This window comes from Neobacillus sp. plas4, assembly GCF_057221695.1.
The window spans coordinates 1,752,321-1,763,984 of sequence record NZ_CM170152.1; the positions used below are offsets into that span (position 1 = coordinate 1,752,321).

The following is an 11,664-nucleotide window of genomic DNA, read 5'->3' on the forward strand; positions in this document are numbered from 1 at the left end:
GTGACGAATTAATCACCTTTTTCTTTTCTTTTTATTACCTCGTATTCACTAAAATGAAAATGATTCCCTTCCCAACTTCCATATATACGTATTACTTCTCCTATGGAAAAGGAGGAGTCAACCATCATTTTGTTTCGAATAGGGGTTATCTTTTTCGCTCTAATTGATTTTGTTTCTGTTTGAAGCAGCAGTTCATTTACAAAAATATATCGGTGGTAATAAAAACGTTGTTTCTCATGGCGGATATTTTTAATTTCCCCCATAACAACTGCTTCTTTTTTTACTTCAGCTAAAGCCAGCCATTTGAGATCATTTATTTTCATTTCTTTCCTAGTAATCCAGTAAAAGTAAACGCAAATTATGGGTATAACAACAGCTGTAACCATTTTATTCATCCACCTCTATTTTTGAATGATAAAAAATGTCCCTGTTGCATATGCAATTTTTTTACCATCAGAACGGTAAGCTTCTCCTGAAACTACGACAGTCTTGCTTCCGTGATGAATGATTTCAGCCTTACAATGCAGGCTATCGCCTGTACCTGGTGCGATGTAATGAATATTTAATTGATTGGTTACTGCCCCATATCCTTCAGGAAGAATAACATTTGCTGCTGTTCCCATTGCAGTATCAAGCAAAGTAGCAGTAAACCCGCCATGAACAATAGCTAAAGAATTATTCCAGACATCATTTAATGGAACAGTGATTTCAAAAATCATTTTTTCCTTATCAATTTTTCTCTCCATATGAAATAGTCCATCGATATATTGCGTATATCCTATATCTATTTTTTTTTGAAATCCTTCTAATATGTGGGCAATGGCATCTAAATCTCTTTCGGACCCTTTTTCAATACACTGGTCTAATATTTGATACAATCTGTCCTTCATCCGTAATCCCTCTCATTTCTGTTTTGAAGACATCTTACCATTAAAAAAACAATTTTTACAGCAGTAGGATGTTCACCAATTCATTATTTAGCACATATCGTATAATAGGCATTTGATTTGGGCAGGGGTGAGGTACGATGCAGAAAAATTTACATCCTTCTGTGATTCAATTTAAAGAGTTTGTGAAAAATAACCCTTCGGTAATTAAGGAAGTACGAAATGGAAATGCAACTTGGCAGGAATTATATGAGGACTGGTATCTGCTGGGCGAGGAAGATAATCGTTGGGAGACGATTGGAGCAAAAAAGGTTACAAGTTCCGAATCAAAGGAAGAGAAAAAAGGGGATTGGGTATCAACCATCCTTGGAAGTGTTCAAAAAATGGACCCGAACCAAATTCAGCACTATATTAATAATTTAAGTGAAGCGCTAGGAGCCATTCAGGGAGTAATTTCCCAATTTCAAGGAAATCAACCCCAACAGAAAACACCAAAAATTGAACAAAAACATCCATTTTCATTTCGTAAAGACTAACAGAAGGGAAAAAATTCATGAGAAGAGATGTACTTGATTATATTAATAGCCAAAAGGAATTAAAAAAATTTATCCGAGAACAGCCTCTTTGGTATAGAAAGCTATCGAGGAATCCTTATGATGTACAGACACTAGAGATTGAATCGCTGCATTATTTTAAGAAGACAATCCCGCATAGGGTAGAGAAATTTACAAATAATGTTCAAATGGCATCTATGATGTTTTATATGCTTCAGTCCATGAAAGACCAAAACTAAAGACCACATTGATGTGGTCTTTTTCGCTGAGAGTAAAAAGAATAATCCTGGCAAACAATACAATTAAAAGGAGTGATTGTATTGAAAAGGTTCGTAAGTGTTATCCTTCTATCTTTTTTTATAGTGGGAATTATGTCCGGATTTCATCAATATGCTAACCAAAGCCCTTCATTATTCGTACAATCTAAAACAAAGGACAATAATGTATTTGTAGAATGTATAGTAACTGGAATCAGCTTTCGGGAATCAGATCAAAAATTTCAGAAAGTGGGGAAGTTTGTTGTTTGGCTGGATGGGAAAAGAAGTCAAGAGGTTAACTCAGCAGCTTTTATCATTAAGGACCTGTCACCAGGGAGGCATGAGATTAAACTTGAGGTAGTAGACTTAAATAACAAACCATACGGATTAACCAATGAGTTCATGGTAAATATCTCTAAGTGAGGTTTATTCACATTCAGGATCATTCATGATAAAATGTGAATGGAGGTGGGCGTGAATGATTGCTACATCAGAAAGAGTTGAACTATTGGAATACGCTGAGCAATTAGCACAAATGGTCTTAGAATCCGATATCGTGGAACAATATCAGATTTGTTTATATAAAATGCAAACTAACAAAGAAACACAGAGGAAAATTAACACCTTTGTGGAACTTAAAGAGCTTTACGAAGAAGTACAGCGCTTTGGTAAATATCACCCTGACTATAAAAGGGTAATGAGCCAAATCCGTGAGTCCAAGCGGGAAATGGATTTAGATACACATGTGGCTGAATTCAAATTAGCGGAAAATGACTTACAAACTTTGTTAGATGAAATTAGTTTACTTGTCGGTGGGGCAGTTTCTAAACATATTAAGGTGCCTTCAGGAAACCCTTTTTTCCAGACTGGTTCTCATGGAGCTGGATGCGGTACCGGTGGAAGTTGTGGATGCTCTGCATAAGAACAGCGGCTTAATTAATCATTAAGCCGTTTTTTTATTCCTTTTAAGCGTGTGCAGTCTACACAAAGATTTCCGCAGCAGAACATTTTATCCTGTGGTACATAAAATCTGTGCCTATACACATATAACCATTCATCCTTCCGTACGAATATGGTTTCGCAGTGCAGGGGTTTGCCTTTCATAACGGTTTGTGAACACTTATTAATTGTATCCTCTAGAGAGCGCTGAGATAAATGCGGGGTTATGGTAATATATATAAACGGGATTCCAGCTATTTTCTTCCAATGGATATTCGTAATACATTCATTTAAGGTAAGTTGATTTATAAATCTCTGCCAGATTGGCTCTAAATCCATAGTAATCACCATTAACCTTTGGTGTTTTTTTGCAAGTTTGAATTGAAATAGAGTGTTTTAATATGCTAGACTTATTAAAATGATGGTTTATTGAAGGGGAAAAAAGTATGTTCGTTCAAAGGCAAGGTTTGGTTATTTGGCTTTATTCTTTAAAACAAGCGAAAATGTTAAGGCGTTTTGGCAATGTTCATTATGTTTCAAAAAAATTAAAATATGTCGTACTTTATTGTAATCAAGACGAGCTTGAAGTGATAATGGAAAAAATCAATTCCTTTTCATTTGTTAAGAAAGTTGAACCGTCATATAAGCCTTTCTTAAAAATGGAATTTGAAAATTCTGCACCAGATAAAGCAAAAGAATATGATTATAAAATGGGTATTTAAAAAAGCTTCAGCGCATTATACGCTGGAGCTTTTTTAATGTAAAGGTTTTATATAATGGTTTAATCTTAAAATCGCGATTAAATGCTGATAGTATAATTCTTTTTCATGAAAGAGGTTCGAAGGTTTAACAGACAGTTGAATAATTTCCTTGCCGAGCTCTTCAGCAGTTTGCTTAAATAGATCATACCTTTTATTTGGTCTAAAGTTTGGATTTGGGATCCCTTCCCGGCAGATATATAAAGCCTGGAATTTACCAGGATCAGTAAGTTGCAAAACCACCGCTAAAGATGTCACTTGTCTCCCATTAAGTTCTGTATGGAATGCCATCAAATGTAACAGTCTGTGTTGGTTGGCTTTTGCTATTTCAATTAACTCGTATAAATCCGAATAACCTTCACCTAGTTCAATAAAGCGTTGAATCAAATAAAACTCCCCTTTGCCCTAGAATTCATTCCATACTTTATCATACTTTTTAATTTTTTGCTCATACAAACGAAAAAAACCCCGCAGATCAATCTGCAGGGTCCTTCTACATCCTTTATTAAGGATAGAAGGCAAAGGGAGAGGAGAAACCGGAGGAAGAACTTATGGGGAAACGTAAGTCTTCTCCGCGGTTGGCAACAACATCCTCGAATTGATGTTGTTAATAACATTATCTCCACAACCATCAAGCTTATACGTATCTAAAATATTTTTTCCAAAATAAACAGACAAGTTGGCTAGATTATTCAATTATGATAGGATAATGTTGTTAAAAAGTTTTTTGAAAAATTGTGGTGATAACTAATGAGAGTCGTTTCAGGTGTTTGTAAAGGCCGGCCATTAAAAGCGGTTCCGGGAAATTCAACTAGACCAACTACGGATAAAGTGAAAGAAGCCTTATTTAATATGATTGGACCCTATTTTGATGGTGGAGCAGGACTAGATCTCTTTGCCGGCAGTGGTGGATTAGGACTTGAAGGGTTAAGCAGAGGCTTAGATAAAGTCATTTTTGTCGATCGGGAAAAAAAGGCAATTCAAACGATTCATGAGAATATCCAAGCATGTAAAATGGAGGAAAAGGCGGAAGTTTATCGAAATGATGCAGAAAGAGCTTTAAAAGCACTAGTGAAAAGGGAGATTTGTTTTGATTACATATTTTTAGACCCTCCGTATAAAAAGCAGCAGTTAATCAGTTTAATGCATGAAATATCTAAAAATAGGTTGTTAAAAAATAGTGGAAACATTATCTGTGAGCACGGTCATGATGTAGAATTACCGATGTCGATAGGAGAGTTTGCACAAATAAAGCATGAAAAGTATGGAGTAATTGCAATAACAATTTATTCACGTGCGATTGAGGAATAGGGGGAGTCTTTCGTGGCTAGTATTGCCGTTTGTCCAGGGAGTTTTGATCCAATTACATATGGCCATTTAGATATCATCAGAAGAGGAGCAAAGGTATTTGATAAGGTTTATGTAAGCGTTATGAATAATTCATCAAAAAACCCGCTATTTAGTGTTGAAGAGCGGATTCATCTGATAAAAGAGGTAACAAAGGATCTTCCGAATGTTACGGTTGATGAACATTCCGGACTCCTTGTGGACTATGCTAAATCTGTTAAGGCTAATGCTATTATTCGCGGCTTGCGTGCCGTTTCAGATTTTGAATATGAAATGCAAATTACCTCAATGAACAGAGTGCTGAATGATGAAATAGAAACCTTCTTTATCATGACCAACAGTCAGTATTCATTCTTAAGTTCTAGTATTGTAAAGGAAGTTTCAAAGTACAATGGCAAGATATCAGAGCTGGTGCCACCAATGGTTGAAGCGGCATTGAATAAAAAATTTAATCGGTAACAACGAAAAAGCCTTGATCTTCAAGGCTTTTTTTGTACCTAATGACTTTTACGCAATCGATTATATAATAAGAGGACATATATGCTAAGGGTAAAAATAGTAATTAGAGGACCCATTTCCATTAGTTTATTAAAATAAGAATGGAGAAATGTCCCTTCTTCAAAGAAACTAACAGGTACTGCATTAGATGGCTGCTCTGTTTGATAAAAACGGATGTAAATTGGTTTCCATAAAATTAAAGCAAACACACTGGCGAATAAACCCTGTGCAATCCTGGCAAAGAAGAAAGGTTTAAACCGAATATCTGTCTGGGCTAAGATACTAGCAACCTGTGCTTGAACACTAAAACCGCTGAAGCCTAAAATAAAGCTGGTAATAATCGCTTGTTGAAGGAGTGTAGCGTCTTGAACGGAGCTTGTTAAATCACTTCCAAGTGTTATTTCGAACAATCCAGAAATAAATGGAATGCTGAGCATTTCAGGAAATGAAAGTCCTGAAAGCATGATATCAAAACCTTTTGCGAGGGCAGCCGTAATATGTAGGTGAAAAAGCAACTTGTTGATAACGGAAAATAGAATAATAAATCCTCCAACCATTAGCAGTGTTTGAATGGATGAATTTACAGCATCTCCAAGAAGTTTGCCAATTGGCCGTTTGTCTTTTATTCTAGTTTGATGCAGGCTGGATAAAGCGTTCTTTAAAATAAATGTTCCTTGCTTGTCCTTTACTTTATCCGGGGTTTCGTTCCCATAAAACCGCATAATAATACCCACACAAATATTTCCTAAATAATGGGCTAAGGCTAATATTACCCCTAAATGGGGGTTATGGAAAAAACCAACAGCCACTGCGCCGAAGATAAACAATGGATTGGAGGAATTAGTAAAGGATACAAGTCTTTCAGCTTCAATTTGCGTTAATTGCCCTTCCTGCCGCATTCTTGCTGTCAGCTTGGCACCAGCTGGAAACCCTGATGCCATTCCCATAGCCCAAACAAATGCCCCTACACCAGGGACCTTAAATAGAGGTCTCATAAATGGCTCCAATATTACCCCAATAAATTTGACAACACCAAAACCAATTAACATTTCTGATACAATAAAAAACGGCAACAAGGAAGGGAAAACAATTTCCCACCACATATTTAAGCCGCGGATAGAAGCCTCTAAAGATTCCTGAGGAAAAGAGATCAAGGATCCAGCTAAAATGATAGAACATATAGCTAAAAATATTGTTTTTAATTTGGAACGAAACAAAGAATGGGCCTCCTTCGCGAGGGTTTTGTTATGCTGTATAAAAAAATAATGTTAAAATAAGGATTATCATTTTTATTTATTGATTCGACTTGTCCCCATATAATCCAAATATACTCATAGAACGCTAATTTAGACCATAAGATTGAACAAGATTTCTCCTAACAATAGGGTTTATCGTCATAATGCTATTTAGCTTATGAAAAGGGAGGGAACGCTATGGAGCAGCCTAAAATAGGCTTAGCGCTTGGCTCAGGGGGTGCAAGGGGATTTGCCCATCTAGGGGTAATAAAAGTTCTAAAGGATGCGGGTATTCCCATTGATATGATTGCCGGCAGCAGTATGGGAGCTCTAGTAGGAAGTTTTTATGGAGCTGGACTAGAAATGGAACGTTTATATAAATTATCAACTGCCTTTAAAAGAAAATATTTTTTGGACTTTACTGTTCCTAAAATGGGGTTTATAGCTGGGAAACGTGTGAAGGATTTCATTAGGGTTTTTACTCATGGTAAAAATATTGAAGAATTATCCATACCATTAGGAATCGTCGCAACCGACTTACTAACAGGTGAAAAAGTTGTTTTTAAACAAGGTCCAGTTGCTGAGGCTGTTAGAGCAAGCATTGCGATTCCAGGGATATTTGTACCTGAAAAATATAATGGGAGAGTTTTAGTTGATGGCGGCGTATCAGATAGGGTGCCTGTATCTGTTGCAAAAGAAATGGGAGCCGATATTGTGATCGCAGTAGACGTTTCCAGAGTAAAACGAAATGCTGAAATTACCTCCATATACGATGTTATTATGCAAAGTATTGATATCATGCAAACAGAAATTATTAATAATCGTGAAATTGCTTCTGATATCATGATTCGACCTCATGTTGAGGTCTATAGTTCCCGTGCATTCACAAATATCGAAGAAATTATTGCACTTGGAGAAGAAGAAGCAAAAAATCAATTAGATCAAATTAAAAATGTTATAGAGGGATGGAAGGGGTAAAGAGTTCGATGAGGAAAAAAATATTTGTGGGTACTTCCATTGTTATAACATTATTGATGATCGCGGGAGTATTTTTTTCATTACCTTATTATGTTTCGAAGCCAGGTATAGCAAAAGAACTAGGCCCCATCATTCAAGTAGAGGATGGCAGTGAGGGAAAGGGCAGTTTTATGTTGACAACAGTAAGAATGGGAAGGGCAAATATCTATTCCTATGTTGAGGCAAAGCTCCTTGATTATGTTGAACTCTACCCTGTGGAGGCAATCCTGCATGAAACAGAAACACAAGATGAATATAATGCCAGACAGCTTCATATGATGGCAGGCTCAAAGCTGAATGCTATCGAAGTAGCTTATAAAAAAGCTGGGTATCCAGTCGAGTACCAATACAAAGGCGTCTACGTTGTCCAGGTGGTACCTGAAATGCCAGCAGAGGGAAAACTTCAGCCAGGTGATCGAATTATCAAAGTTGATGGTCAAAAATTTACATCCTCAGAAAACTTTATTGCTTATGTTGGCAAGAAAAAGGCGGGAGATCAAATTGAATTAAGTGTTGAGAGAAATAAGAAAAACAAATCAGTTAAAATAACTGTTCAGCCTTTCAAAGAGGACCCCAGGAAGGTTGGGATCGGGATTTCTTTGGTTGATGATAAGGAGATTACCGTTGACCCGAAAGTTACGGTTAAGACAGACGAAATCGGGGGACCATCTGCTGGCTTGATGTTTACTTTAGAAATCTATGATCAGCTAATGGATGAGGATTTTACTAAAGGGTACAAAATTGCTGGAACAGGTACCATTGATTCAGAAGGAACTGTTGGCCCCATCGGGGGAATTGACCAAAAAATTGTCGCTGCAGACAAGGCAGGAGCAGAAATCTTTTTTGCACCTAATGAAAAAGGCAGCAAAGATTCAAATTATAACCTTGCTGTGAAAACAGCCCGCGAGATTAAGTCAAAAATAAAGATTGTTCCAGTGGATGGTATCGATGATGCAATTAATTATCTAAAGAAATTACCTGAAAAATAAAAAAAGATGGTGCCTCTAGGCATCATCTTTTTTACTGAATATATATCGGAGGTTGGTTGTATTCTTGTTTAAGAAGTTTGTCCATGGTTTGATTTCCTAAACCAAAAGAATAAACTCGTGAGGCCCTAATATCCAGAAAAATATCTTTTTCCTTATAGGAAGATAGTTTGGAAATAAACGGAAGTGTAAATTGAGCTTTATACTTATTTAAGTACTCTTTACCACTCTTTGTCATCCCTAACAGTCTTAAATATGCGGCCTTTTCGATAGAACTTATCATTTCCTCTTTTTTTGTATTGGTCAAGATATGCACACAGATTCTTTGCAATCTCGTCCAGGTATAGCGTTTTGTTTTAACTTTTTCCATAAATTCTTTAAAACTTGAGGTATCTAGTGCAGCGGCTATCAGACGGTGCTCGATTCCTTCTTCTACCTCGTAAATTTCTCTTAGCTCTTCTGGACTGCAATGAAGCAGGCTGTAACGCAAATAACTCCAGTAATTTTCCCATTCATGAAAATTCCCATAGACATCTAGATACTCTCTAAGGAGTCGGTTTGTGGCATCCGGAATATATTGTTCAATAGAGCTATTGTTTTCTTCTGCTGCAAAGATTGCTTTTCTAATGCTTGTTGCACTTGCAATCGTTTCATCAGCAAAATGTTCATCATGATAATCAGCACTTTTTCTTTTTACTGTTAGAGGAATAATTGGGCTTTTTTGATGTTTTAATGCTTTTACATAATGAAAACCAAGTATATTATTTGGTTTATCTAGACTCACTAGATTTTCATTACTTGACAATGATTCAAAAGACAACGATAATGCTTTAGGGAAACTAACACCTTTTTTGATATTCATCTTAATATTTTCGTCAAAGCGGTCTTTATGCCTATCCAAATAATCAACGGTCTGTATGAAGGATGATATATCACCACTTTCGCTGCCAAAGCAAAGTGAGTGACACCCAATTGCTTCTAAAATAGCAACTGCACCATTTGCAAATGTCTCTGCTTTTTGTGCAGCAAATTGGTAGGGAAGTTCAAGAACAATATCGACCCCGTTTAGGAGTGCCATTTTGGTTCGATACCATTTAGAAACGAGAGCAGGCTCTCCTCGTTGCAGGAAATTTCCACTCATTACGGCAATAACTACATCTGCTTGAGCAGATTCTTTTGCTGCTTGTAGATGATAGGCGTGTCCGTTATGGAAAGGGTTATATTCGACAATTACACCAACAGCTTTCATCAAAACGATCTCCTTATTTGTTAGAATAGCGAATAATATTACAATAAATCGTATTATAACAAAAATTACCATCATTAGATAATTTTGATGATTCATTTTTAATGCGATTGTAATCTGATTTAACTGGGTAAACTAGCATGAAGAAACTGTTTTTAGTAAAATCGCAAAATGAAAAATCACTATTTTGGGTGTAAAGAAAAAACATTGACAAAAATTTAATCGAAGGCTATAATTACCTTTGTTGCCTTGGGGTGATTCAATTGAAATGGACATTAAGCCAATTACAAAAACATCGAAACAAGGATTTTCTGATAGATGATACCATTCGAGTTGATGAAATTAGAGAAACGGATCCAACGATTCGTGACGTATCACCGATGCATATTACCGGTCGGGGAGATATTGATTCAACGAAAGTGACATTTCATTTGAAAATAGAAGGTCATTTAATCCTGCCTTGTTCTCGTACTTTAGTGGATGTAAAACTTCCGATTAATGTCGAAACAACTGAAACTTTCCTTTTACAAGGTTCAGTTTATGAAACTGACGAGGAAGTATATCAAGTAAAAGGGGATGTAATTTCTTTAATGCCAGTCATTAAAGAAATCCTTTTACTAGAAGTTCCAATGCAGGTTTTCTGCGATGATGTTAATCATGAAGATGCTGCTCCACAATCCGGTAAGGACTGGGAAGTTGTTCATGATCAAGAACAATCTAAGAAGATTGATCCAAGACTAGCAGGTCTTGCAAAGTTTTTTGACAAAAACAATTCTTCTTCCGAATCATAATCAGCAAAAAACAAGAAGCAAAGTGAAGACCCAGCATTCCTGGCCTTCATTACTTTCTTAATACTCTTTAAGGAGGTGGGAAGAATGGCTGTACCTTTTAGAAGGACTTCTAAAACTGTTAAAAGAAAACGTCGTACACATTTTAAACTAAACGTACCTGGTATGGTAAGTTGCCCAAACTGTGGTGAAATGAAACTTAGCCACCGTGTTTGTAAAGCTTGCGGTACTTACAAAGGAAAAGAAGTTGTTAACGACTAATTTCCATTTGGATAAAGCACAAGGAGCAACATGCCCTTGTGCTTTTGTCGTTTCAAAAAAAATACATAATACAGTACCAATAGGAGGGAAACCGCTTGTCATATACCATTGAAAAACAGGATATGGGTTATTTATTGTTCACTATAACTCGTAGCGAAAAGAGAAATGCAATTAATTATCAGGTAATGGAAGGATTAATGGAGGCTATATCAATGGCAGAGGACCCTGGTGTAAAAGCACTTGTAATTACTGGGGAAGGGGACAATGCTTTTTGTTCGGGTGGAGACTTAACCGTATTTCATCAGCTTGAAACAAAAGAAGAGGCATATGTAATGCTATCCAATATGTCAAAAATTCTTTATTCGCTTCTAATACTAAAGAAACCCACCATTGCGCTAATAAATGGTACGACAGTTGGCGGTGGGTGCGAACTAGCTGCTGCTTGCGATTTTCGTTTGGCAAGAGAAGGTATCAAAGCGGGCTTTGTACAAGGGAAACAGGCTATAACTACTGGCTGGGGCGGAGGCACGATTTTGGCTGAAAAACTACCAGTTGGAAGCAGCATGAAGCTATTGATGGAAGCTGAAATTCATTCCGTTGAATTTTTACAAGAAGTGGGTTATATAGATCATATTTATTCCTCCAGCCCAATCGCTGCGTGCGAGGACTATTTGGAGAAGCTATTAACCATTGATTTAAAGGTATTAGAATCATATAAAATGATGTGGATTAGAAAGTGGGAAGAAAGCCGGCTTAGAGAAAGAATAGAAGAAGAAGTCCGGAATTGCAGTGTACTATGGGAAAGTGAGTCACATCATAAATATGTGAAAAGCTTTATTAGTAAAAAAACACAGGATTAAGGAATAAAAGACAAACTGTAATCAGTCTATC

Annotated in this window: 17 protein-coding genes; 12 read left to right on the forward strand and 5 right to left on the reverse strand. The window is 36.5% G+C overall.

The genetic code is table 11. From position 1 onward, the window contains the following. Positions 1-8: 8 nt before the first annotated feature. Complete coding sequence (locus tag AC2TFD_RS08815; RefSeq protein ID WP_335519110.1) at positions 9-386, reverse strand: hypothetical protein; 378 nt, start codon at positions 384-386, stop codon at positions 9-11. Between the two features lie 15 nt (positions 387-401). Then, positions 402-890 (reverse strand): PaaI family thioesterase, encoded by a 489-nt coding sequence (locus AC2TFD_RS08820; RefSeq protein WP_335519112.1) that lies wholly within the window; start codon positions 888-890, stop codon positions 402-404. Between the two features lie 137 nt (positions 891-1,027). Here AC2TFD_RS08820 and AC2TFD_RS08825 point away from each other — a divergent pair, with 137 nt between their 5' ends. The 5 genes from AC2TFD_RS08825 (at position 1,028) to AC2TFD_RS08845 (ending at position 3,359) form a co-directional block, all read left to right on the forward strand. Beyond that, positions 1,028-1,423: a YlbD family protein gene (locus tag AC2TFD_RS08825; protein WP_335519114.1), complete on the forward strand. Its 396-nt coding sequence runs from the start codon at positions 1,028-1,030 to the stop codon at positions 1,421-1,423. Positions 1,424-1,440: 17 nt separating this feature from the next. Then, a complete protein-coding gene (locus AC2TFD_RS08830) occupies positions 1,441-1,680 on the forward strand; it encodes a YlbE-like family protein (RefSeq protein ID WP_335519117.1) in 240 nt (79 codons plus the stop codon). A gap of 81 nt (positions 1,681-1,761) precedes the next feature. Beyond that, positions 1,762-2,121, forward strand: coding sequence for a hypothetical protein (locus tag AC2TFD_RS08835; protein ID WP_335519120.1), 360 nt, complete (start codon positions 1,762-1,764; stop codon positions 2,119-2,121). Positions 2,122-2,176: 55 nt separating this feature from the next. Further along, complete coding sequence (locus tag AC2TFD_RS08840; protein WP_335519123.1) at positions 2,177-2,620, forward strand: YlbF/YmcA family competence regulator; 444 nt, start codon at positions 2,177-2,179, stop codon at positions 2,618-2,620. A gap of 463 nt (positions 2,621-3,083) precedes the next feature. After that, positions 3,084-3,359 (forward strand): YlbG family protein, encoded by a 276-nt coding sequence (locus AC2TFD_RS08845; protein WP_335567504.1) that lies wholly within the window; start codon positions 3,084-3,086, stop codon positions 3,357-3,359. Between the two features lie 33 nt (positions 3,360-3,392). Here the strand turns inward: AC2TFD_RS08845 and AC2TFD_RS08850 are convergent, their stop codons facing one another. Then, positions 3,393-3,782, reverse strand: coding sequence for a DUF7147 family protein (locus tag AC2TFD_RS08850; RefSeq protein WP_335519129.1), 390 nt, complete (start codon positions 3,780-3,782; stop codon positions 3,393-3,395). A 363-nt stretch (positions 3,783-4,145) separates the two neighbouring features. Between AC2TFD_RS08850 and rsmD the strand changes: the two genes are divergently transcribed. Next, positions 4,146-4,706 carry a 16S rRNA (guanine(966)-N(2))-methyltransferase RsmD gene (rsmD, locus tag AC2TFD_RS08855; protein WP_484675455.1) on the forward strand — a complete coding sequence of 187 codons (561 nt, stop codon included), beginning with the start codon at positions 4,146-4,148 and terminating at the stop codon, positions 4,704-4,706. A 12-nt stretch (positions 4,707-4,718) separates the two neighbouring features. Further along, complete coding sequence (coaD, locus tag AC2TFD_RS08860; RefSeq protein WP_484675456.1) at positions 4,719-5,201, forward strand: pantetheine-phosphate adenylyltransferase; 483 nt, start codon at positions 4,719-4,721, stop codon at positions 5,199-5,201. Positions 5,202-5,239: 38 nt separating this feature from the next. Here the strand turns inward: coaD and ylbJ are convergent, their stop codons facing one another. Further along, positions 5,240-6,457 (reverse strand): sporulation integral membrane protein YlbJ, encoded by a 1,218-nt coding sequence (gene ylbJ / locus AC2TFD_RS08865; protein WP_484675457.1) that lies wholly within the window; start codon positions 6,455-6,457, stop codon positions 5,240-5,242. A 216-nt stretch (positions 6,458-6,673) separates the two neighbouring features. Between ylbJ and AC2TFD_RS08870 the strand changes: the two genes are divergently transcribed. Continuing rightward, positions 6,674-7,453 (forward strand): patatin-like phospholipase family protein, encoded by a 780-nt coding sequence (locus AC2TFD_RS08870; protein ID WP_335519142.1) that lies wholly within the window; start codon positions 6,674-6,676, stop codon positions 7,451-7,453. A gap of 8 nt (positions 7,454-7,461) precedes the next feature. Beyond that, on the forward strand, positions 7,462-8,481 hold the full coding sequence (locus tag AC2TFD_RS08875) for a SepM family pheromone-processing serine protease (protein WP_484675458.1): 1,020 nt from the start codon (positions 7,462-7,464) through the stop codon (positions 8,479-8,481). Positions 8,482-8,512: 31 nt separating this feature from the next. Here AC2TFD_RS08875 and AC2TFD_RS08880 read toward each other — a convergent pair whose 3' ends face one another. Next, a complete protein-coding gene (locus AC2TFD_RS08880) occupies positions 8,513-9,727 on the reverse strand; it encodes a nucleotidyltransferase (RefSeq protein ID WP_335516204.1) in 1,215 nt (404 codons plus the stop codon). A 260-nt stretch (positions 9,728-9,987) separates the two neighbouring features. Between AC2TFD_RS08880 and AC2TFD_RS08885 the strand changes: the two genes are divergently transcribed. The 3 genes from AC2TFD_RS08885 (at position 9,988) to AC2TFD_RS08895 (ending at position 11,633) form a co-directional block, all read left to right on the forward strand. Then, on the forward strand, positions 9,988-10,515 hold the full coding sequence (locus AC2TFD_RS08885; protein WP_484675459.1) for a YceD family protein: 528 nt from the start codon (positions 9,988-9,990) through the stop codon (positions 10,513-10,515). A gap of 84 nt (positions 10,516-10,599) precedes the next feature. Next, positions 10,600-10,773 (forward strand): 50S ribosomal protein L32, encoded by a 174-nt coding sequence (gene rpmF, locus AC2TFD_RS08890; protein WP_132085898.1) that lies wholly within the window; start codon positions 10,600-10,602, stop codon positions 10,771-10,773. A 95-nt stretch (positions 10,774-10,868) separates the two neighbouring features. Continuing rightward, positions 10,869-11,633 carry an enoyl-CoA hydratase/isomerase family protein gene (locus tag AC2TFD_RS08895; RefSeq protein ID WP_335567501.1) on the forward strand — a complete coding sequence of 255 codons (765 nt, stop codon included), beginning with the start codon at positions 10,869-10,871 and terminating at the stop codon, positions 11,631-11,633. The last annotated feature ends 31 nt before the right edge of the window (positions 11,634-11,664 follow it).